Source organism: Sorangium sp. So ce131, assembly GCF_051519095.1.
Classification (GTDB): Bacteria; Myxococcota_A; Polyangia; order Polyangiales; family Polyangiaceae; genus Sorangium.
On sequence record NZ_CP150455.1, the window covers coordinates 11927849 to 11950789 of the forward strand.

At 71.2% G+C, this 22941-nt stretch carries 13 protein-coding genes; 4 read left to right on the forward strand and 9 right to left on the reverse strand.

Annotated elements, in window-relative coordinates; genetic code table 11:
- Window positions 1-136: 136 nt before the first annotated feature.
- Entirely contained in the window at window positions 137-997 is an 861-nt protein-coding gene (locus WMF43_RS43345; protein WP_437674062.1) for a hypothetical protein, read from the reverse strand.
- Between the two features lie 652 nt (window positions 998-1649).
- On the opposite strand from WMF43_RS43345, the gene WMF43_RS43350 reads away from it, so the two are divergent.
- Window positions 1650-2738, forward strand: a complete 1089-nt coding sequence (locus WMF43_RS43350; RefSeq protein ID WP_437674063.1) for a HisA/HisF-related TIM barrel protein — start codon at window positions 1650-1652, stop codon at window positions 2736-2738.
- Between the two features lie 33 nt (window positions 2739-2771).
- Here WMF43_RS43350 and WMF43_RS43355 read toward each other — a convergent pair whose 3' ends face one another.
- The gene (locus WMF43_RS43355) at window positions 2772-4322 is read right to left on the reverse strand and encodes an outer membrane protein assembly factor BamB family protein (protein ID WP_437674065.1); all 1551 of its coding nucleotides are present in this window, start codon (window positions 4320-4322) and stop codon (window positions 2772-2774) included.
- A gap of 219 nt (window positions 4323-4541) precedes the next feature.
- Entirely contained in the window at window positions 4542-5366 is an 825-nt protein-coding gene (gene aroE, locus WMF43_RS43360) for a shikimate dehydrogenase (RefSeq protein WP_437674066.1), read from the reverse strand.
- Between the two features lie 383 nt (window positions 5367-5749).
- On the opposite strand from aroE, the gene WMF43_RS43365 reads away from it, so the two are divergent.
- Window positions 5750-6121 carry a hypothetical protein gene (locus WMF43_RS43365; protein ID WP_437674068.1) on the forward strand — a complete coding sequence of 124 codons (372 nt, stop codon included), beginning with the start codon at window positions 5750-5752 and terminating at the stop codon, window positions 6119-6121.
- Window positions 6122-6247: 126 nt separating this feature from the next.
- Here WMF43_RS43365 and WMF43_RS43370 read toward each other — a convergent pair whose 3' ends face one another.
- On the reverse strand, window positions 6248-7696 hold the full coding sequence (locus WMF43_RS43370) for a cytochrome P450 (protein ID WP_437674070.1): 1449 nt from the start codon (window positions 7694-7696) through the stop codon (window positions 6248-6250).
- A 678-nt stretch (window positions 7697-8374) separates the two neighbouring features.
- Here WMF43_RS43370 and WMF43_RS43375 point away from each other — a divergent pair.
- Entirely contained in the window at window positions 8375-8761 is a 387-nt protein-coding gene (locus WMF43_RS43375; protein ID WP_437674072.1) for a hypothetical protein, read from the forward strand.
- A gap of 21 nt (window positions 8762-8782) precedes the next feature.
- Here the strand turns inward: WMF43_RS43375 and WMF43_RS43380 are convergent, their stop codons facing one another.
- The 3 genes from WMF43_RS43380 to WMF43_RS43390 form a co-directional block, all read right to left on the reverse strand.
- Entirely contained in the window at window positions 8783-10264 is a 1482-nt protein-coding gene (locus WMF43_RS43380; RefSeq protein WP_437674074.1) for a protein adenylyltransferase SelO, read from the reverse strand.
- A 148-nt stretch (window positions 10265-10412) separates the two neighbouring features.
- Entirely contained in the window at window positions 10413-10682 is a 270-nt protein-coding gene (locus tag WMF43_RS43385) for a hypothetical protein (RefSeq protein ID WP_437674076.1), read from the reverse strand.
- Window positions 10683-10917: 235 nt separating this feature from the next.
- Window positions 10918-11664, reverse strand: a complete 747-nt coding sequence (locus tag WMF43_RS43390) for an SDR family NAD(P)-dependent oxidoreductase (protein WP_437674078.1) — start codon at window positions 11662-11664, stop codon at window positions 10918-10920.
- 177 nt (window positions 11665-11841) lie between these two features.
- On the opposite strand from WMF43_RS43390, the gene WMF43_RS43395 reads away from it, so the two are divergent.
- Window positions 11842-13062, forward strand: a complete 1221-nt coding sequence (locus WMF43_RS43395) for a cytochrome P450 (protein WP_437674080.1) — start codon at window positions 11842-11844, stop codon at window positions 13060-13062.
- A gap of 8 nt (window positions 13063-13070) precedes the next feature.
- On the opposite strand, the gene WMF43_RS43400 is transcribed toward WMF43_RS43395, so the two are convergent.
- Both WMF43_RS43400 and WMF43_RS43405 read right to left on the reverse strand, forming a co-directional pair.
- Entirely contained in the window at window positions 13071-13520 is a 450-nt protein-coding gene (locus WMF43_RS43400) for a hypothetical protein (RefSeq protein WP_437674082.1), read from the reverse strand.
- 44 nt (window positions 13521-13564) lie between these two features.
- A complete protein-coding gene (locus WMF43_RS43405) occupies window positions 13565-22831 on the reverse strand; it encodes a SpvB/TcaC N-terminal domain-containing protein (RefSeq protein WP_437674084.1) in 9267 nt (3088 codons plus the stop codon).
- Window positions 22832-22941: the final 110 nt, after the last annotated feature.

Sequence of the window (22941 nt, forward strand, 5' to 3'; positions counted from 1 at the left end):
CCCGCGCTCGCCGAGGCGCCGTGACGCCGTGACGCCGGTCGGCTGCTCGTGCCGCGTGCCATGAAGGTGAGGCAGGCGTCCGTACGCCGCGCGTCGACCCGCGGAGCGCTCCTGGGCGTGCCAGGACGCCCCCGCATCACTCGGCGGAGCAGTCGGGCGCCGCGCTCGGGTCGGCCACCCACGCGGCGAGGCGCTCGGTCCCGGCATCGCCCCACGCGTCGTGGACGAGCTGGTTGAGCCGGCACCACTCATGACGTGTCTGCCGGATCGCGAGCGACTCCGCCGCGAGATGCTGCGCCGTGCGACCAGGTACCGTGCTCTTGTCCTTGTTGAGCTCGTCGTGGGTCATCGCGACCGGGGGCGGACAGTGGTTGCCTGGCTCGTAGTCGACCGTACCCGAGACAAGGCCATAGGCCGTCTTCCGCCGTTCGCGGACCGTCACGATCGCGTACTCCGGGTACGGGGCATCGGCGTCGCGGACCACGGCCAGGTGCCTCGGCTTTCCGCCCTGCACGACGATGAAGCCCGTCGACGGCACCACGGAGTACGGCCTGAGCGGAGGGAAGGCGGTGAGCGACTGGTCCACGAGGACGTCGCCGCCGAGCTCGACCCAGTTCGTGTGTGCGTAGAAGTCCTGCAACGCGTGGAGCGAATGCCCGAAGGCCACGATGGCCAGGGCATCTCCGTCCGGCAGCGGCACGCTCGGGCCGAGCGCGCGCACGGCCTCGGCTTGCTTCGCCGCGACGAAGGCGGCGCCACCGCTGAAGTTGCAGTCGTCGAAGTGGGCGGCGTTGCTCAACGCGAGCAGGGCGTCCGTGGACACATTGCCGGCCGTCAGCGCGGTGAGCACGGCAGGCTTCAAGAACGCCAGCGCGGTGCTGGTGATCTCTTCGTGGTTCGCCTCCCCCGGCGCCGTCGAGAACTCCTCGGCGCTCTCTTCGAGCGCCTCGGCTGTTCCGGCCTCGCCGGCGCAGCCGAGCGTCAGCGCGAGACCCATCACTCCCAATCCGAACACAGCGTGTCGATGCATGTTCTGCTCAATCATGCTCTGCTCAATTGCAAAGCACGATCCAGGCGGGCGAGCTGATCGTTAGTCAAAACACATTTCCGCGAAGAGCTCGAACTACTACGCTGAAGCCCGATGCAGACACCCTATCACCCGCCGTTCCCTTCCACGCGCGGGCTGCACGCGCGCCCCACTGCGGCATTTCGCCACGCGCTCCGCGCAGGAGGCGTGTTGAACGACGCACCTTCCCGGCAGTCTCGTCGACCCTCCGGCGCGATTGCGAGGGAGGCTCCCTCAGAGTGAGGCTCGGTGTCGGCGCGTACTCGCGCGCACCCGGGAGGTCGATGTCCGGGCCGGTGCTCCCCGGGAGATCAGCGGCGAGGCGCTCCTTCGCCACACATCGTCGCCTGGGGCCGCGTGCGCCGCGACGAGGCCGAGCGGCTCATCGCGCAGGAGGAGGTCGAGGAGCACGCAAAGTCCACTCCACCTCCCGCTTTCTGGTGGCTACTCGTCCGGGGCTACTAGCTCTCCTGCGGGAGCCGGGCCGGCAGGCGAACCGCCATGGCGGTTCGCCTGCTGATCCGGGTCGACTCGCGCGCGGCGCGCGCGGCGCGCACGGTCGGTGAGTGCTACACATCGCCCCGTGACCTCACCGCTGCTCTCTCCTTTCTCCTTCCCGAACGGCCTCACCGCCAAGAACCGAGTCTGGCTCGCGCCGCTCACGAACGGGCAAAGCCACGACGATGGCTCCCTCGGCGACGACGAGCTGCGCTGGCTCTCCTACCGCGCGCGCGGCGGCTTCGGCGTCGTCGAGACCTGCGCCGCCCACGTCGCCGAGGACGGGCAGGCCTGGAAGGGCGAGCTCGGCGTCTTCGCCGATCGCCTGCTGCCCGGCCTGCGCCGGCTCGCGACCGAGATCGCCGCGCCCGGCGCGCTGGGCCTCGTCCAGCTCTTTCACGGCGGCCTCCGGGCCAATCCCCAGGTCTCCGGCGTGCCCACGTGGAGCGCCAGCGCCGTCGCCGAGCCGGACCTCCCCGTCCCCCGCGCCGCCACCGAGCAAGACATCCTCCTCGTCATCGACCGCTTCCGCGACGCGGCGGCGCGGGCGTTCTCCGCCGGCTTCGCGGGCGTCGAGCTGCACGGCGCCCACGGCTACCTCCTCGGCCAGTTCCTGTCCGCCACCCAGAACCGCCGCACGGATCGCTGGGGCGGCGCGTGGGAGAACCGGGCTCGCCTGCTGCGCGAGACCCTCCGGGCGGTCCGCGCCGCGGTGCCCGCATCGTTCGTGGTCGGCGTGCGCCTGTCGCCCGAGGACTGGGGCCAGGCCAAGGGCCTCGACCTCGACGAGAACCTGACGCTCGCCCGCTGGCTGGCCGAGGACGGCGCCGACTTCCTCCACCTCTCGCTCTGGGACGCGAGCAAACCCTCGCAGAAACGCCCGGACAAGCACCCGCTGCCGCTGTTCCGCGAGGTCGTCGGCGCGAGCCTGCCGCTCGTGGTCGCCGGCGGCGTCTGGACGCGCGCCGAGGCCGAGGCGCTCCTCGACAAGGGCGCCACCGCGGTCGCGCTGGGGCGCGCCGCGATCGCCAACCCCGACTGGCCGCAGCGCATCGAAGGCGCCGCCTGGCAGCCGAGGCGGCCGCCGCTCACGCGCGCCGAGCTCTACGAGCGCGGCGTCTCCGAGACGTTCGCAGGGTACCTGCGGAGATGGAAAGGCTTCGTGGCGGACTGAGGACGCGCGCCTCGATAGCGCCGCAGGGCGGCGCTACGGCAGGCTGAAGGCGAACAGCGTATTGCCCGGCGTGCCGATGCCGAAGCTCTGGTAACCGCTCCCCCAGTACACCGCGCCGCGCGCCACCGCCGGCCCGGCGCTGACGGAGCCGTCGGCCGGATGGCTCCAGAGGACGGCGCCCGTCGCGGCGTTCAGCGCGTGCACGTCGCCGCTCATCGAGCCGGCGTAGACCACCCCGTTCGCGACCGTCAGCGGCGCCCTGGACTCCGCCCCCGGCGTGGGATCGGGCGTCTGCCACAGGATGTCGCCCGTGGCGGGGTCGAGCGCGCTCCACGAGCCCCACGTGATGACCTCCCCGGAGGGGTGCAGCGTGTAGGCGACCTGGCGGTTGTTGGCGATCGGCACGTAAATCCTGGTCTCGTCGACGGCGACTCCCCACATGATGCCGCCCAGCTCGCCGCCGGGGCCGACCAGGGTGCTCCACACCACGCTCCCGTCGTCCCGGTCGAGCGCCCAGTAAATACCGCTCTTCTGGCCCGCGCCGACGAGATCGCGGCGCTCCGTCCCGGCGCCGGCCGTGAACAGCGTGGAGCCCGTGCCGAAGTCGTAATCCTCGCCCCTCGGCGAAGGACACCAGTCGCCGCCGAAGTAACACGCTCCCGTCCAGGCATCGAAGCCCTGGAGCCGCCGCGCCCACTTCAGGGCGCCGGTATCGAGGTCGAGCGCGAGCATGGCGTCGATGTAGTCGTCCGGCGCGAGGCAGGCCTCGGCGGCGAGGGGGTCGTCGCCGGCAGCCTCCGCGCACGCGGCGACGGACGGGGGCACGGTGTAGTTGTTGCCGGTGGTCACGTAGAGCGCGCGGCGCGTGAGGTCGATGGCGGGCGCGCCACCCCAGACGGCGCCGCCGCTGTAGCCGGGGGGGACCATGTAGCGCTTCCAGAGCAGCTCTCCGGTCACGGCGTCGAGCGCGACCACGCTGCCGCGGAACGTGCAACACGGATACGCGTTGTCCGCCGCGAAGAGCTCCTCGCGGGAGGAGACGCCCACGTACACGCGGCCGCCGTGCACGACGGGAGACTGCGTGATGATCGCCGCGGGGTGCGGGTCGAGCTGCGTCTTCCACAGGAGATCGCCGGTGCGGCTGTCCACGGCGAGCATGTGCGCGCCGGCCTGGGTGCCGACGAAGAGCATGTGGCCGTGGAGCGCGGGGCTCGTGCGCGAGATGGCGTCGGCCGTGCCCGTGAGGCCGGCGATCGTGCGCGTCCAGATCGGGAGCCCGGTCTCCGCGTCGAGCTTGTACAGGTTGCCGCCCCCGTCCGGGAAGTAGATCGCGCTCCCGTCGACGGCCGGCGTCGCGGGGACGATGCCGGTCGTGGTGAAGGCCCACTTCACGGAGAGCGACGCGACGTTCGCTGGCCCGATGTCGTTCTCGCCGGCCGCGTGACGCGTGTTGGCGATGTCCTTGCCGAACAGGGTCCAGCGCCCGGCGCCCATGCCCGTGGCCGCGCGGCCCTGGACGACATAGAGCGTGGCGAGACATGCGGCGGCCACGATCGCGGGCCGCACCCAGAAGATGCGCTTCATGGTGATCCTCCTGGGGCGTCGAGACAGCGGCGACCGGCGGCCCGGACAGGTCAGCTCCGCCACCGCTGCAACACGAGGCCCCGAGCGTAGATCACGCGGAGCCAAGCAGCGCGTCAATCCGAATTTTTCAATCTCCTTGTATCCCGCAACAAGGCTGCACGATCCCGCCGCTGCGCGGCGTCGCGCGGCTTCAGCGCGCCTTCCGGAAGATGGCTCCTCTCAGGCGGCCCGCAGCGCGGCGATCACCGGCGCGGTGTCGGGCCGCATGCCGCGCCAGAGGAAGAAGCACTCGGCGCCCTGCTCGACCACCATGCCGAGGCCGTCGGCGGTCTGACCCACGCCGGCCGCCTGCGCAGCCCGCACGAAGGCGGTGGGCTCCTTCTTGTAGGCCATGTCGTAGGCCAGCGAGCCCTTGTCCCACACGCCGGCGGGCAGGGGCGGCACCTCGTTGGTCATCGACGAGGCGGAGCCGTTGATGATCACGTCGAAGCGCCCGGCGATGTCGGCGAAGCCGCCGCCGGCGAGCCTGACGGCGCCCGCCTGCGCGCCGAACTCGGCGGCGAGCTCCGCGGCCTTGCTGGCGGTGCGGTTGGCGATGAAGACCTCGGCCGGCTGCTCCTCGAAGAGCGGCAGCAGGGCGCCGCGCACCGCGCCCCCCGCGCCCAGCAGCAGCACGCGCGCGCCCTCGAGGCTGCGGCCGAGGTTGTGGGTGATGTCGCGCAGGATGCCGACGCCATCGGTGTTGTCGCCGAGGATGGAGCCGCCTTCGCGGAAGGTGAACATGTTGATCGCCCCGGCGGCGCGGCCGCGCGGCGTCAGCTCGTCGGCCATCGCAAAGGCCTCGAGCTTGAAGGGCATGGTGATGTTCATGCCCTTGCCGCCGCTCTCCTGGAACTCGCGCACGGCGGCGACGAAGCCATCCAGCGCGCCGAGGATCGCGCCATACACCATGTCCTGGTTGCGCTGCTTGGCGAAGGCGGTCTGCAGCGCCGGCGACTTGGCCTGGGCGATGGGGTTGCCGATGATGGCGTAGCGGTCCGTCATGAAAGCCTCCAGGAGCGCGCCCCGCCGGACGCGCGCGGCGCGGCGCGGCGTTGGTCGCGAATTCGCTCAGCAATGCACGGGCCATGCGCGAACGCGCCCGCATTCGCTGCAACTATACGATATAGTTCAGTATTTATACCCATAACGCACGGCGACGCCCCTGCGTCCAGCGGCGCGCCCGACGCCGTAACGCGCGGCTGTATACAGCGTCAACCCGAAGTTGACGCGGCGGGCGCTCGGCGGCGCGCGGGTGTGTTCGCCGGCTCAAGCCTCGTCGATGCGCCGCCGGGGGCGACGCCCCCCGGGCGCGAGGCGGGTGGAGGAGAGGATTTCGCGGTCGGACCGGCTTGCCCGGGCGCGCGCGACGTGCCTTGATCGAGCGCATGACGACGGGGTTCTTCGAGGCGCGCGGCCTGCGTTTTCGGCTCGATCGCGAGGGGGCCGAGGTGAGCGAGGGGCCGGCGCGCTCGGTCGAGGCCACGATCGCGCCCGACGAAGCGGGCCTCGACGGGGACGAGCCGCTGGCCGAGCTCCTGGGCCGCCGGCTGTCGGCGCTGCTCGGCGAGGCGGTGAGCGACGAGGAGGGGATCTTCGACCTGGCCGTCGAGCGCGACGGGGCCGTCATCGCGGCCGTACAGCTCTCGTGCGGCGAGGACGAGGAGGAGGAGCTCGAGCTCCTGGGCGAGCGGGCGCCCTCGCTGCCGGTGCGCGCGCTGGTCGAGGCGCTGGTCGACGCGCTGCGAGGCCCGGGCTGACGGCGCGGACTGCGATCCTGGGACACGGCGCAACGTCGTGGAGGCGGCGCTCGCCGCCGAGCGCTCCGACGTACATTCGGCCCTTGCGGCGGCGAGAGAGGCGAGGATCGACGTCGCCGCGGGACGTCAGCGGCGGCGGGGCGTGAACCGGACGACCAGCCCTTCAGGCTTCATCGTGAAGCCGAGCAGCTCCTTCACGGGCCGCCCCGGGTCGACCAGCGACACATCGAGATCGCGCGCCACCATGGCGCCCACCATCGCGCTCTCGACCAGCGACAGCGCGCGACCCGGGCAGACGCGCGGGCCGCTGCCGAACGCGAGCGCCGCGCGCGGGTCGTGCTTGCCGGCGTCCGCCGGCCGCGGGGTCAGCCACCGCTCGGGCAAGAACGATGTCGCGTCGTGGAAGCTCTCCTCCTTCAAACCGACCTGCCGTGTCAGCAGGATCATCCGCGCGCCCGCGCCGAGCTGCACCGGGCCGAGCGCCGTGTCCGCGCAGGCCTCGAGGAACAGGATCGGCGCGGCCGACTTCAGCCGCAGCGTCTCCTGCGCGACCGCCCCGATGTAGCGCAGCCGCTGCGCGAGCTCCGGGCTCTCCGGCAGGTCCGTGTCGCCGAGCTCGGCGTCGACCTCGGCCCGCATGCGCGCCTGCACGTCCGGGCGCAGCGCCATGAAGTGGAGCATCCACGCCATCGTGTCGGCCGTCGTGTCCTCCCCGGCGAGCATCAGCGTCAGCACGTTGCCGAGCACCTCCTGGTCCGACAGCCGCACCTTCGGGTCGTCCGCGTCGCGCGCCGCGAGCATCGCCTCCAGCAGCGAGCGGGGCGCCGCGGCCCGCGCCGGGTCCCGATCGAGCTCCGCGCGGGCCGTCTGGATGATGTCCAGCATCCGCCTGCGCACCTCCACGATCGCCTGGTCGAGGGCCCGGTCCGCGGGCAGCTTGACGTGCCGCCAGTAGGGGAAAGGCGCCATGAGGCGGCGGTTCAGCCCCGCGAAGACCGTGTCGAGCTGGTGCGACAGCGGGTCCGTGCCGCGCTCGATGAGGTTCATGTCCAGGCCGAACGCCACGGCGGAGGTCACATCCACCGTGTAACGGGCCAGGTCTTGCCGCGCGTCGACCGGCGCTCCCCGCGCGGCCGAGGCGCGCCAGCGCTCCCGGAGCCGGCGGGTGATCGTGGAGATCATGCCGTGGCTCTCGCGCAGCTGCCCGGCCGTGAACGCGCCCATCACGAGCCGCCGCTGCCGTGCCCATGAGTCCCCCTCGGCGGAGAAGACGCCGCCGAAGCCGAGCTCCTCGATGAGCTCCTGCAGCGGGCTCCAGCGACGGAACTCCTTCGGCCGCTCGCGGAGGAGGCGCTGGACGAGATCGATGCGGCTGACCACGAGGACGGGCGTGCGGCCGAGCCAGAATGTATAGAGATCGCCATACGTGCGGCTCCAGCCCTCGAGCGTGAGGTGGAGCTGGGTCGGCCGGATCTCGAGGAGGTTGCCGAGCAACGGCAGCCTCCGCGGCCCTGGCAGCGTCGAGAGGTGGCGCACGGCCCCCGCGGGGGCGACTTCTGCTCTAACGTTCTCCATGGTTTCCTCACCAGGGGCGAGCGCGCCGAGCGCCGGCGCCGCCGCGGATCGATGGGAAACGTAGCTCGACCTCGGACGCGGCGATCGACAGAAGAGCGTCTCGCAAGGCGATCGCGGCCAGGCGGAGCGCTCCGAAGGCCGCAGGTTGGGGCACCTCGACCCAGGCTGGGGTACCTCTCGGCGGCCGGGACGAGCCGCTCACGTGTGGACACACGACTTCCCGGAGCGCGAGGTCGCGTCGCTGGGGGAGCAGCTCGGTAAGAGCCGCCGGCATAAGGCGACCCGACCGAGGGGGGTCCCGCTGCCCGGAGGATGGCGGACCCGCACACGGAGCGGTCACCCCTCGCTGGTCTGGACGTTCACCGCCGATCCCAGCGTTGCGCGAGGATCACTTGCCGGGCAAGATGCACACGGCTTCGCATGGGACTCTTGAGCTTCTTTTCGACCGAGCCATCCATGGCGCGCCGCGTGGGCGCGCGACCGCTCCACACGATTCATGATTTCCCGGACGGCGCCGTCGGGCGCATCGTGGGCAAGGCCGGTTATCTCGGGGAGGAGAGGCAGATCGCGCCCCTCACCGGTCGTGCGTGCGCCGCCTGGTCCGCGCGTGTCATCGGGCCCGAACCCATACGCTGGGGGCCCCCCGCGCTCATCGAGGGACGTGGCGCGGCTCCCTTCATGGTCGACGACGAGACGGGGCGAGCCGTCGTCCACGCCGCCGACACCTCGCTGCTGCTCGAGTTCGACGTGACCGAGACGCTCGGCTTCTACAGACGACCCCCCGCGCGACTCCTGCGCTTTCTTCGCACCCACAGGAAAGAAGGCGAGAGGATCGCGCTCGATTGGCGGCTCAGCTGGCAGGAGGGCATCCTCGCCGAAGGGCAGCGCGTGGCCGTCGTCGGCCGCGGGCGCCGCGAGATCGATCCCGAGGCGGCCCAGGGCGGCTACCGCGATGTGGTTACACGTCTCGTGGTGGCGCGCGATCGGGACGACGAGGATCTGTTCGTCAGCACATTTGCGGGGTCGCTGGGTGGACGGGCCAGGACCGCGCAGAAGGCGCGATGAACACGGCCCCCGAGCGAGTCGTCACGTGCCGCAGAACGTGCGCTGCACGCGCTCGTCCAGCTGCGGCGGCTCGCTCAGGTGGGTGAACTCCGGCTGATCGTCGTACGGCCGCTCGAGCACCCGCACGAGCGTCTCGAAGGGCTCGAAGTCGTCGCGGAGGACTGCGGCCTGGATGAGCGCCTCGATCCGGTGGTTGCGCGGGATGAACGCGGGGTTCACGCGCCGCATCGCGGCCGCGCGCGCTTCGCCGTCGACGCGCGCGACGTCCTCCCGGGCGAGCCGCCGGCGCCACGCCTCGGCCCAGTCGCGGAACGCGCCGGGCTCCGCGAACAGGGAGGCCACCTGCGCGTCGGCGGCGGGGTCGGCCGCGGACGCGCACAGCCGGCGGAAGAAGACCGTGTAATCGACGCCGTTCGACGCGAGGCGCTCCAGCAGATCGGCGGCGAGCGCGAGATCGTCGTCCTCCTCGCGCACGAGGCCCATCTTCGCTCGCAGGACGCGCTCGTGCGCCTCCACGAACAGGCCGGTGAAGCTCTGCACGCGCTCGGTCGCCACGCGGACGGCCTCCTGCTCGTCGTCGGCCAGGAGCGGCAAGAGCGCCTCGGCGAGCCGCGCCATGTTCCACTGGGCGATGCGCGGCTGGTTCCCGAAGGCGTAACGACCGCCGTGATCGATCGAGCTGAACTTCTTCGCCGGGTCGTACTCGTCGAGGAACGCGCACGGACCGTAATCGATGGTCTCGCCGGAGATCGACGTGTTGTCGGTGTTCATCACGCCGTGCACGAAGCCGACGCCGAGCCAGCGCGCGATCAAGCTCGCCTGCGCCTCGATCACGCGATCGAGCAGCGCCAGCGCGTCGTTGCCGCTGCCCACCGCCTCGGGGTAGTGCCGGGAGAGCGCGTACGACGCGAGGGTGGCCAGCGCCTCTCGGTCCCCCCGCGCGGCGAAGAACTGGAACGTGCCCACGCGCAGGTGGCTCGCGGCCACGCGCGTGAGCACCGCGCCGGGGAGCACCTCCTCGCGATAGACAGGCTCGCCCGTGGTCACGGCGGCGAGCGCGCGCGTCGTCGGCACGCCGAGCGCCGCCATGGCCTCGCTCACGACGTACTCTCGCAGCACGGGCCCTACGGCGGCGCGCCCGTCCCCGCCGCGCGAGAACGGCGTCCGTCCCGCGCCCTTGAGCTGGATGTCGCGCCGCTTGCCGTCCTTGCCGACGACCTCGCCGAGCAGGATGGCCCGGCCGTCCCCGAGCTGCCCCACGAAGCTGCCGAACTGGTGCCCCGCGTACGCGAGCGCGATCGGCTCCGCGCCCTCGGGCAGCGTGTTGCCCGCGAGCACCTGCGCCCCTTCCGCCGAGGCGAGCTGATCCGCGTCGAGCCCGAGCACCTCCGCGAGCGCGCGGTTGACCTTCACGAGGCGCGGCTCGCGGACCTTGGCGGGGTGGACGCGCGCGTGGAAGCGGTCCGGGAGCCGGGCGTAGGTGTTGTCGAACGCGAACTTCATCGGCGAACCTCGTGGCGCGTGGGATGCGAGGGCGTCATCGGAGCCGTCGTTCTACATCAATCCGCGCGCTCGCGCCCGCGCCGCTCGGCGAGCGAGCGCCGCAGGCGAAGCGCGAGCGCCGCTGGCTGAGCCCGCCGGTGCTCCCCGATCATTCGTACCACGTCGGCACGATCGCCCGCACCTCGGGCAGCGCGGCGATGCGGCAGACCTTGTCCCACGCCGCGTCCTGGAGCGCGCCGTGCTGCGCGACGCACTCGGCCTCTCCTGTGGGGAACATGTACAGCGTCTCTGCCGGCACATCGCAGCTGGCGCGCCCTCTCGACGAGCCCGCCTGAACCGTGGGCGCGATGGCCCGCACGCGGGCGAGGAGCGCCTCGTCGCCCGTCGGCAGGCAAAACTCCACGGATCCATCGTTCATGCACCCCGTGTCCTTGGTGAAGGTCAGCTTCTCGGTCGGACACGACGCCGCAGACGGCAGAGGCCCCTCGGCGTCCCCCTCGGCCGGCGTGGACGGCGGCTCGGCCGGTGTGGACGTGCAGCTCGACAGGCATGCTACCAATACACTGGAGATGGCAACTCGTCGCATATAGCTCCTCCGGGAGCTCGAGGTTGCCACACCTCGGCGCGCGGCGCCGGCAGGGCGCTCTCGCCAGTCAGAGCTGGGCGATGCCGCCGTCGACCATCAGGTCGATGCCGCTCGAGTAGCTGCTCTCGCTGGAGGCCAGGAACAGCGCCGCCGACGCGACCTCTTCCGGCCGGCCGATACGGCCGAGCGGGATCGAGGCGCCATAGAGCTGACGCAGGCGATCGGCGTCTTCCTTGGAGCTCGCCTGGACGAGGGCCGGCGTGTCGATCGGGCCAGCGCTCAGGCTGTTGACGCGGATGCCCCGCCCCTTGAGCTCGGCGGTCCAGGTCCGCGCGAAGGAGCGAACGGCGGCCTTCGACGCGCTGTACACACTGTAGCCGGGGAACCCCTTGTAGCCCGCGGCCGAGGAGACGAGCACGACCGAGCCGCCGTCGGCCAGGAGCGGCAGCGCCTTCTGGACCGTGAAGAAGGTGCCGCGGACGTTGAGGTCGAAGATCCTGTCGAAATGCTCGGGCGTCGCCTCCACGAACGGCGCGCTCTCCACGAGGCCGGCGTTCGTGACGAGGACGTCGATCGCGCCCTTCTCCGACCTCACCGCGGCGAACAACCGATCGAGGTCGCCGGCGTCGGTGACGTCGCCTTGAACGGTCGTCACGTTCTCGCCGATCTGCGCCCTGGCTTTGTCGAGCTCACCCTGGCGCCGGCCGGTGATGAAGACGTACGCGCCTTCCTCGACGAAGCGCCGGGCGACCGCCAGCCCGATGCCGCTGCTGCCGCCCGTGATGACGGCGACCTTGCCATTCAATTTGGACATGAAGTGCTCTCCCGATCCTGTTGGTCTCTGGACCCGGCGGGTCCGATCCGATACGTCGTCCTGGAAGCGGCCCGCTGGACAGTGGAGCTCGCAGACTAGGATCTATCACGCGGCGGGATACGCCGGCGGCGATCCGTGCTAAGAATCGCTGAACAGGGAAGGAGCCAGCAAATCGCGATGGCCGGGGGAATCGAGGGCGAGCGGCTCCTGACGGACCACCCGATGGAGGATCCGTACCCGGGTTATCACCGCCTGCGGGCCGAAGCGCCGTTCTTCCGCGAGCCCAGGACGGGCGCGCTGCTCCTCACGCGGTATGCCGATGTGGCCGCGGCCCTGAAGCATCCTCTGCTCTCCTCGAGGGGCGTGATCGACGCCGTGGTCCGGGTTCCGGCGCCGCTCCGGCGGATCGCCCGCCCGGTGACGCGGGCGCTCTCCCGGCAGATGATCTTCTCGGATCCGCCCGATCACGCGCGGCTCCGCTCCCTCGCGAACCGCGCCTTCACGCCGCGCGCCGTCGAGCGGATGCGCGCCCGTATCCAGCGGATCGCCGAGGAGCTGCTCGACGCGATCGACGGCCCGGCGCCCGTCGATCTGATCGAGCGGTACGCGGCCCCGCTGCCGATCCGCGTCATCGCGGAGATGCTGGGAGTGCCGGTCGGGAGCCGGGATCGGATCAAGCTCTGGTCGGACGATCTCGCGGTTTTTGCCGGCGGAGGTACGGGTCCGCGGTGGAAAGACGTCCTCCGCGGCGCTCGCGGCGCCTTCTGCCTGCGCCGCTACCTCCGGGGCCTGATCCGAGAGCGCCGCGGCCGGCCGCAGGACGACCTGCTCGGGGCCCTGATCGCTGCCGAGGAGAAGGGCGACACCCTGACCGAGGAGGAGCTCTGGGCGAACGCCATGCTCCTCTTGTTTGCCGGCCACGAGACGACCACCGGCCTCATCGGCAATGGTCTGCTCGCGCTCTTGCGGGATCGGGATCAGCTCGACCTCCTCCGCCGCGAGCCTGCCTTGATGGAGGGCGGCGTCGAGGAGCTCCTGCGCTTCGACGGCCCGGTCCACCGGATCGGCCGCGTGGCGAAGGACGACCTGTCGATCGGCGGCTTCCATATCCCGGCCGGACAGCCGGTCATCCTGGGCCTGGCCGCCGCGAACCGGGATCCGGCGCAGTTCCCCGATCCAGACCGGCTCGACGTGCGCCGCGCCGACAGCCGCCACCTCGCGTTCGGCCACGGCATCCACTTCTGTCTGGGCGCGGCGCTCGCGCGCCTCGAAGGGCAGGTCGCGATCGGTGCGATCCTCCGCCGTTATCCGGACCTGCGCCTGACCGGAGAGCGCCTCGCGTGGCGCCGCAACTCCACGCTGAGGGGCCTGGAGGCGCTCCCCGTCCGCCTGCGCTGATTACGGCTTCACGTGGCCTCGAGCACCCTCGCCAGCTCCTCGTCCGACGCGAGGCGGACCCTCTCGCGCCACGGCACCCCATGCTCGTTGGCGGGATGGGCCTCGATCGAGGCCACGCCGTCCAGCCTCTGGGCCCGGATCACCACGACCCCCGGAGGCTGCTCGCGGGACAGGACATCACCGGCGAAGCGGGGGAGCAGCGACGTGAAGCGGTACTCTCGAAAGCCCCCTCCCGCGTCGGCGCTGGCGATGGCGCTCGTCAGCCAGCACCCGTTGGGGAGGCGGGCCTCCTCGATCGGCCACGACACCTCCGACACCCCGGAGAAGAGCAGCCATACGCGCCGCATCGGGGCCTCGGGAGCTCCGGACAGGGGAGCGTCCAGATCGAGCACCAGGCCCCACGGCACCACGTCCCATCGGATGGCGGCCACCCTGGCGTCCACGGTGACGGCGCTCAACGACTCTCCCTCCAATCGACACACAGGACTCGTCATAACGTGCTCTATCGCCCCTTCGGCGGCGCCGGGGGAGCCGCCCCCGACTGGATGTTCTGCACGTCCTCGGCCGACACGGGCCGGCCCGGCTTCTCGAGGCCGTTGACGAACCTCTGACCGGTCTTCGGGTTCACGTTTTCCTTCGGATCGTGCGTGTGGGACAGCCCGGCGCCGTGGTCCTCGCCCTGCAAGATGTCGGTTCGCCCGCCGCCCGGCTGCGAGTAGCTCCCGGGAGGTGTTGCGGTGGTGTCCACGAGCTGTCCGTCCGGCTGCCCGATGAAGCGTGGCACACCGCTGCTGTTTCCACCAGTGGCCGCCATCTGCATCGTCATCGCGCCCTGCATCACGGCGGCGCGGCCGCTCGCCATCATCACCACCCCGACCTGGACCCCCGCCACGGTCAGCGGGACCGCCGCTGGGGCCGCCGTGCCGCCCGAGCCGATGGTGGCCGCCGTGCCGCCGGCCGCCGAGCCGCCCGCGACCGCGCCTCCGACCGTCATCTGCACCACGCCGCCGGCCATCTGACCCGCGCCCATGCCGATCCGGAAGGACTCGCTGTCCTGCGGGGGCGGGAGGAAGCCGACGACGTTGCCGATCACGGGGGTCGCGCCGAGCGCGAATCCGTACGTGAAGCCGAGGATCGTGTCCCCTGCGCGCGCGAGGCCCGCGTCGATGTCCTCCGCGGTCGGCCACTTCCCGGTGGGATCGGTCAACACGAGCGGGTTGTTCCACGTGTACGTGTACAGCCCGAGGTTGATCGGCCGGTACGCCCCGCCGTTGATCTTGCCGGTCATGTACTCCGACAGCACCGGATCCGGGCTCAACCACACGCCGAGCCGCGGCTCGTAGCTGCGCGCGCCGTACTGGTAGAGCCCCGTGGACAGGTCGAGCTCCTTGCCGTTGAACAGGTACGGCTGCCGGTTCTGGAACCGCGAGTCCGTCTGATCGGCCCACAGCTCTCCGCTCGGCAGGTACTCCACGTGCTGGCTCAGCGCCTGATCCTGGTCGGTGATGTACTGCGTGCTGCCGAGGTGGTCCGGGTGGTAGTAGAGGACCGGCGGCTCCTGGAAGAAGTCCGCGTCGATCTTGCTCGCGATGCGCGTGTCGCCCGCGAAGATGTGCTTCGTCGGGTACTGCCCGTTGCGCAGCACGAGGTGCTGGTCGACGTACGCGGTCTCCTCCTGGCCAGCGACGAGGTGCAGGTGCACGCGCCGCTCGCCCGCGCCGTCGTAGAGCGCACGCGAGAGATCCTGGTTGTTCTCCCGCACGGAGACGAGCCGGCCGTCGTCGTCCCACGCCAGCGTACGGTGCGGGTTGTTCCGGTACTTCCACTCGATCTGGTTGCCGCTCGCGTCGTAGAACAGCTCCCGCAGGCGCGGCTGCGCCTCCGCCACGACGAACTCGTCGACCTCGCGCGGCGCGTGCGGCCGCGGGCTGAAGTAGCGGTACACGTTCCGGTACGTCTTCTCGCGGATCTCGTGGCCGAACTTCCACGGGTCCTGGCCCGCCGGCACGGGCGGGGGCTTCGGCTCGTACCGGTCGACCGCGAGGCCCTTCTCGGTCACGTTGCCGAGGACGTCGTACTTCATGCCCAGCGCGTACCGCTGCTGCTCGTTGCTCCGCTCCTGGTAGTCGCCCGACGCCGCCGTGAGCTGGTTCAGATCGTCGTAGTCGAACCGCTGGTGCGTGGTCGCGACGAGCACGCTGCCGCCCACGCTGGCGTCGAACGCCGCCAGGTTGTTCAGCTCCCGGATGTTGCCGACGAGATCGTACTGGTAACGCAGCCGCTGGAACGGCCTCGGCGGCCGGCCCATCATCCGCATCTGCTCGCTCTGGTGGTCCGCGTCGACCTCCTCCACCCGCCGCGTCGACTCGTCGTACCGGATGCGCGTCTCGACCCCGTTGCCCGTGACCACGCGCACCCGCTGACCGAACTCGTCGTACCCGATGTGCCGCAGGTACTCCGTCGTCTGCGGCTCGTTCGGGTGCTGCGGGTTGACGTGCTGGTTCTCTCCGACCGCCGAGATCAGCAGACCGCCGTGGTCGTAGCCATACCGCACGATCTCCTCCCCGGAGCCGGGGAAGATGATCTCCTGCATCCGGCCGAGCGCGTCGTACGCGTAGCGCATCGTGGCCTGGTAAGGCCCGAGGTGCGGCTCGCGCAGCCGCGGGAACTCCGAGGTGAGCTCGGCGGTGTTGCCGAACCGGTCGTAACGGTAGCTGCGCTTGCCCGCGGCGCTCGTCTCCTCGATGATTCGCCCCGCGCGGTTGCCCTGCTCGTCCCCCGCGTCGTCCGGCTCGCCATACGTGTAGAGCACGTCCTGCGTCACCGGATAGTCGATCCGCCGCAGCCGGTTATAGTCGTACTCGTACCGGATCAGCTGCCCGCGCGCCGCGAGCGTCGCCGTCTGCTTCACGCGCAAATTTCCAACCAGATCGTAGCGCCACTCGGTGCGCCCCGCGTCGGGGCTCACGAGCTCCACCATGCGGCCGGTGGTGTCGTACGTGGCCAGGGTGGCGTTGTTGCGCGCGTCCGTCACCCGGACGAGCTCGCCGAGGGGGTTGTGCTGGTAACGCGTCACGATCCGCGTCTCCACCCCGTTGATCCGGTTGAACTCCTCCACCGCGGCGACCCGCCCGCCGACGTCCCGGTACGTGTTCCGCACCTTGGCGTTCGCGTTGATCACCATCTCCTGGAAGAGCAGCTGTCCTTCGAGCTCCACGAGGGAGTGCTCGGTCGCGGTCCGCGCGAAGTCGTCGTCCGCGTTCGTGTCCGGCTTCGCGACCTCGCGCGTCCGCGACATCACGTCATACCGCGTGTGCGTCGGCCGCAGCATCTCCAGCGGCACGAACGTCGTGTCCGGCTCGGCGCTGAAGCCCGGCTGCCCTTGCTCCACCACGCGGCCGAGCGCGTCGAACGCGATGGCCCCGCTGACCGTCATCCCGAGCTCCGTGCCCGTGCCGGTGTCGCGCTCGTGGTCCTTCTTGGTCTGGAGCACGCGCCCCAGCCCGTCCGCGAACGCCACGGTCACGATCGGATCGCCGGGGTGGTCCACGTCCTTGTGGCTCGTCCTGGCCCACACCGGCAGCGCGGCGGTCTGATCGGGCTGGAGCGCGTACTCGAACCGGGCCGTCGGCTCGCCCGCCGCCGGAGGCTCGTCCGGGTTATAGATCGTGGCCGGCGCGCACCCGACCGGCAGATTGGCCTGCTCCGGGAGATCACTCGGCCCCCAGACCTCGATCAGCCGCCCGAAGTCGTCGACCCGGTGCACCATCGTGTGCCCGTTGACGTCCGTCTCCTGCGCCACCGTGCCATAGAGGAGGTTCGGCACGCTGTTCGAGTGGTACCCGAAGCTGTCGTGCACGCACGTGAGGTGGCTATGCGTCGCCTCGTCGTAGCTGTACGTCAGCGCGAAGCTGTTCGGATCCGTCGACGACTCGAGGTTGCCGAGGTCGTCGTAATCGTAATGCCAGGTGGCCTCGGCCCCCGCGTACGGCGTCCCGTCCGGTCGCTTGCCGCCGGAGACGACGTTGGTCACGGTCTCCAGCGCGCGAGTCCCCGGCCAGTACGTCGCGGTGCGCTTGCGCAGCAGGTGGTCCTCGGCGTCCTTCGTCTCGACGAGCTTCGGCTTCATGATGTGCGCCGCCTCGTCGTGCAGGTACTCGACGTGCTGGTACACGTCGTCCGCGTCCGTCGCCTCCTCGCCCTCGACGTGCAGGTCGGTCAGGTTGCCGAACGCGTCGAAGGTTCGCGTCTCGCTCGCGCGCTTGTGCGGCGCGGTCGGATCATCCGTCGTCCCCTCGTAGTACGCGGTCGCCCGGCTCGTCTCCTTGGGGAAGAACGACCCGAGCACCCCCGCCATCAGCTCCGCGGGCGGCTGGGCATAGAGGATCTCCTCGATGGTAAAGAGCAGCCCGTCGCCGTCGCGCAGGGTCGATCGCGCCCGCAGGCCGCGCCGGTAGAAGCTGTCGTTGAGGTACTCGACGTCCTTGATCGACATCGCGGGCACGTCGTCCCCCTCCCCCGCGCCGAGCGCCGTCGTCGTGAGCAGCCTGTAGCCGAGGCGCGTGCGCTCGTCCCGATCGTAGATCCCGTCGGCGTGCGTCTCGATGAGCGTCCTGTACGTGTGCACGCCGTGCACCCCCGGCGCGCCCTCGACGCCATCGTGCACCGTCACGTCGCTCAGCACCCACTGGCCGGAGGGCATGTCGACCTGCGGCGTCCTGTCCACCTCGTCGACCGCGCCCTCGCTCGGCACGACCAGGTTGCCGTCGCGCCGGTAGTCGAGCTCCACGCTCCCGCCGAGCGGCCGGTTCACCCGGCGCAGGAGGTTCGCCTTGCCGATGGTGTTGATGCGCGCGTACACCGTCGCGTCGCCGTCGCGCTTCAGCACGTGGTCGGCGAGGCCGTCGCCGTCGATGTCCTCGAACCCGAGGTGGGATGACCCGTTGCCCTCGGAGTAGAACACCGAGCCTCCGACGCAGATGAAATAGCAGACCTCGACCTTGAAGCTGCCCTCGTAGCTCTCGGACCGGCGGAACCCGATGGCGTCGCCGCCGCCCATGAACGTGTACTCCGGCGGGTCGATCGGGACGCTCCACGCGCCCGCGGGCCACTGCTCCTCCGCTGCGAAGGAGCTGCCGAGGTTGAGCTGCACCCGGAACGACGCCTCCTCGGGCGACTTCATCACCTTGTCCGGCAGCCCGTCGCCGTTCACGTCGACGAAATCGACGACCGTGCGCGCCGTCGTGTACGTGTAGCCGGCGCCGACGGAGGCCACGCTCACGTCCGCGCCGAGGCCGACGCTGTTCGCCCCCGTGTCCTCCAGCCGCACCGCGTCCACGCCGGCCGCGTCCGTGAACTCATCGAGGATGCCGCGGAGCTTGTTGCGCAGGTCCCCCGCGTCGAAATCGCTCCGCTCGAAGCGCTCCCGCTGCAGGGGGACGGGCGCGGTGAACCGGTGCCCGAGGTTGTACGCGACGGTCATCGACCCGCTCGCCGGGTCCTGCGCCACCTGGTCGACCAGGCCGTCGCCGTTGAAGTCGACCAGATCCACGTGTGTGGCGGACAGGCCGTAGCTGGTCCCCAGGCTGAACGACGTGCGGATGTACCCCTTGGAGGAGCCGTCGCTCCCGGTCTTGTTGATGGTCTGATCGTCCTCGTCCACGGTGACCGAGGCGCCCGCTTGCACCCGGATCGTGCGGTGCTCGGTGCGCCGGAGCGCCTCCGGCAGCGACCAGCTGTCGCGCCGCCCGAAGCCCGCGCCGGTGTTGAGCACCGCGCCCTCGCGCGTCACGCTGTCCGGGAACCTGTCGCCGTTAATGTCGATCAGGTCGAGATCCGAGGTGGTGCTGCCGAAGCTGTAGCTGCCCCCCAGCGGACCGAGGTTGGCGCTGACCTCGGCGTTCCACGTCTCCGCGCTGCGCAGCCGGCCGAGCGCCGCGCCGCCTCGCCCGATCTTGCCCACCACCGACGGCTTGACCGCGCTGCCGCCGAGGAAGGCCTCCGACGCGGCCGCGCCCCAGACCGGCGGCGCGTCGTCGTGCGGCAGCGGCACCGCGAGCGTGAAGCCGAGCTCCGGGGCGCGCGTCGGGAAGACGATGTCCGCCTCCGAGAACGCGCGATCGCCGTTGGCGAAGCCGACCGACCAGCCGTGGAATCCGCCGGCCAGAGGGTCCCGCGGGACGCCGTCGATCAGCGCCTCGGCCGCGGGATCCGGGACGAGGAAGCTCACCGGGACGCCCTCGCCGTCGATGCTCGCGACCAGCGAGGCGCCGAGGGGCACCTCCCTGGCGTGCAGCGAGACGTAGACCGGCTCGCCCGCCTCGACCTCCAGGTCGACGGCGAAGGGCACCGTGATCCCGCTGCTGCTCGGCGCGACGAAGGATTGCTTGTGGAACAGCCGGTGCACGCCCTGGACGAGCACGGTGATCGGCCGCTCGAGCGACACGTTGGTGCCCGGCACGAACACCGAGCCTTGGAGCCGCACCGTGCCGGAGCTCGGCGCGATCCAGGGCGTCCGGTGCGCCCCCGGCAGCCACCTCGTCACGGGCATCGCCACATAGGCATTCCGCTCGATCAGCGACAGCGGCAGCGGCGCGTCCCCGGGGCCGTCGTTGTCCAGCGTGCAGGCCGTGCGGCCGCCCGGCTGGACGCCACACGACACGGCCCCTTCCCGGGGAGCGCCGGTCGCGCGATCGACGCGGGTATACCGCTCGTAGCGGACAACAGGGCTCCAGGTCACGAGCGCCGGGTCGTCAGGCACGTCCGATCGGACGCGGATCCGGAGGCGATCCCCCGCCTTCACGGGGACCACGTCGGGCAGGAAGGCGGCGAGCGAGAGCCCGACACCCACGGTCGCCGCGTCCACGCGGTGCGGCGGCAGCACCGTCGTGGTCGCGCCGCCGCTCTCCTTCGTGATCTCGACCGAGAGGTCGTCGCTCGTGGTCGACTCTTTGATCAGATCGCCGGTGAGGCGCACGGTGCCGTCCGCGGGCGCCACCCACGGCACCTCCGGCCGCCCTGCGAGCCGGTGGTCCTGGCCGTAATCGAAGCGGTGGAGGGGCGCGCCGTCCGGCCCGATCCGATCGAGCAGCGCCGCGTCCACCTCGTAGGTGATCGACGGGCTCCACGCCAGGAGATCGGCCGCCGTGTCCACGGGGTTCTCCGGGTCGATCTGCGGCGCCGCGCTCACCCGCACGTAGATGCGGTCGCCGGCGGAGACGTGCGTCGTCAGGACGCCGCCGCCGCACTCGCCCGCGCCGATGGCGCAAGGAGACACGTCGTCCCCCGCGATCACGTCCTCGAACAGCGGTTCTCCCTCGCTGTTGCGCACGATCTCCACGCGCACGCCGTCGCCGCCGGCCTCCTGCTTCTGCAGCGCGCCGCCGATGCGGATGTCGCCCTCGAACGGCGCGATCCAGCGCAGCAGCGGGTCGGCAGGGTGGAAGTCCTTGCGCGCCGCCGCCGCGAAGTCGGGGCGCCCCGCGGGCACGCCGCTCGTGTCGAGCTGCCCCCACGGCGTCTTGGTCCCGAAGCGGCCGCGCCGGTCGTTCAAGGCGACCTCGACGGCCCCGAGCGCGCCGACCGAGACGAGATCGGGATAGCCGTCGCCGTTGATGTCCGAGACGACCTGCTCGTCCTCGGTCGAGCTCCGCGTGTAGGCCACCGAGCCGCCCACGACCGCGAGGTTCAACCCGGCTTGCACGTTCCACCCCGACCGATCCGTGTAGCCCAGGTTGTCCTCGAACAGCCCGGGGACGCCCGTCAGGGCGATATGGCCGTGGCGCGGCGCGCGCAGGAAGTTCAGGCCGGCCTCTCCGCCGTCGTACAGGAAGTCGGGCAGGCCGTCGCCGTTGAGGTCGAACACGCTCTTGCGCACCGACTCGCTCCCGGAGAAGCCGCCGCCGCCGACCGAGATCGAGAAGATCCCGATCCCCAGCCCGACCGACGCGCTGCCGCCCGCGGTCGTGTCCTCCGAGCGCGACAGGCCGTCCCGCGCCTTCGCCTGCCCCCACGCCTCGACCGCCTGCGCGAACGCCGCCATCTCTCCGGACTCGGTGCGCGGCGCGGTGAAGTAGTCGAACGTGTGGCGGTAAAGCTCCTTGCTCGACGACGTGCCGTCGGGGTTCGGGCTGTTCCGGCCCGAGACCGCGATCGACTGGAGCAGGAGCTTGCCGAACTCGCCTTCGGCGTACTCCAGCGCGTAGCGGCGGATCAACGTGGCGCCGAACCGCACGTCCACGCGCGCGAGCTGCTCGCTCGTCTGCTCAAGGAAGCCTGGCCTGCCGCTCAACGTGACGTCGGACCGTCCGGCCACGGACACGAAGTCCACGAAGTAAGCTGCGTTCACCCCCTGCGCCGCGTTGGCCGTGTACTCGATGCGCTCCGGGTGGACCTCGATGCGCGGCGGCGGGCCGTCGTCGACGTCCCGATCGTAGTGAATCAGCATCTGGTTGCCGAACGTGTCGCGGACCTCTTCCAGGTACCAGCGGAACACGTTGCGCGGCTGGTCCTCGGCCGGCTCCGGGTCATCGAGGCGCGCGCCCGCGCTGCGGCCGTAGACATGGACCGTGCCCTTCTTGTCCGTGACCTCCCAGAAGTAGCTGCTCGGCCCGGTGCCGCGGCGCAGGATGCGGTCGAACGGCCCCTCCACCCGCCGCCGGAACAGGCATGGATCGCCGCAGGCGCCGCCATTGGCCTGCACGAGCTCGCTCCCGTCGAGCAGGTAACGCGGCGTCTCGTCCGCGGCGTACGTGGGCACGCCGAAGCGCGTGTCGATCTCGATGCGGGGCAGCCTGAGGTCCCATCCGGCGCCGAGCCACCCGCCGCGGAGCTCGCTGTTGTACTCGATGGCGAGCTCGGGCTGGATGCCGTTGCGGCCCGGCGGGACCACGATGGGATGGCTGAGCTGCGCGGCGCCGCTCGACCTCGCCTCCGGAGGCTCGATGAACGTCACGCCGGCGGTCGGGCTCGGGAGCGCGAGCCCCTTGATGCTGTTGGGATCGAAGCTGCGCGTCCCCGGCGCGTCCGGCATCGCGAGCGTGGCATTCACGAAATCGGTGAAGTGATCGGTGAGGCTCGTCAGCTTACCGCCCTTCGCGACCATGGCCCCCTTCGCGGCCATGGCGCCCTTCGCGGCCATGGCGCCCTTCGCGGCCATGGCCCCCTTCGCAGCGCCCCCCGCGGTCGCGGGGTCATCGGCCTTCGCGACGGGTTCCCACTGGCCCAGCGCCTCGTCGAAGAAGAACCCCGTCACGTGCTGTGAGGTCATCCCGGGCGGGATCGCGCCCTCGTCGTACGGCAGCGTCAGCCGCACCGGCTTCTTGAACTTGAGGCCATGCGGCCCGAAGCGGTACGCCCGCCCCCCGGGCGTGACATTGACCATCGCGCGCCCCATGGGCCGCACCTCGGCCTGGTGGAGCGGGCGAATCGTGATCCGCACCGGCTCCTCCACGGCGCCTTTCGGGATCTCCAGCACGGCGCCCTCGAACGCGACCACCCGGGCCTCGTCGGGGCGCACGATCTCGCCGTGCGGCGCTCCCAGGTCCTCGATGGGCTCCGCCGCCGCGAGGTGCCCCGCCGAGAGCTGCCCGCCGTCGCTGGGCGCCCGCATCGGCATCGTGAAGAGCGCGGAACGGTCGCCCGGAGACTCGGGCGGTGAATTCGGCGTCTCGAGGGGCCCGGCGAGCGCGAGCCCGCCATGCCCGCGGCCGAGCAGCAACACCACACCACAAAAGACCACCAAACGAGCCAGCCAGTTCGCCCGTCGCATGAAAGACGCTCCCGATAAAGAAGGGCCGATGACGCGCGCAGGCTGCTCGACAGAAAGATGTAAGTCAACGCACCAGCGATTACATGCGGTTACACGCGATGACAGCTCGC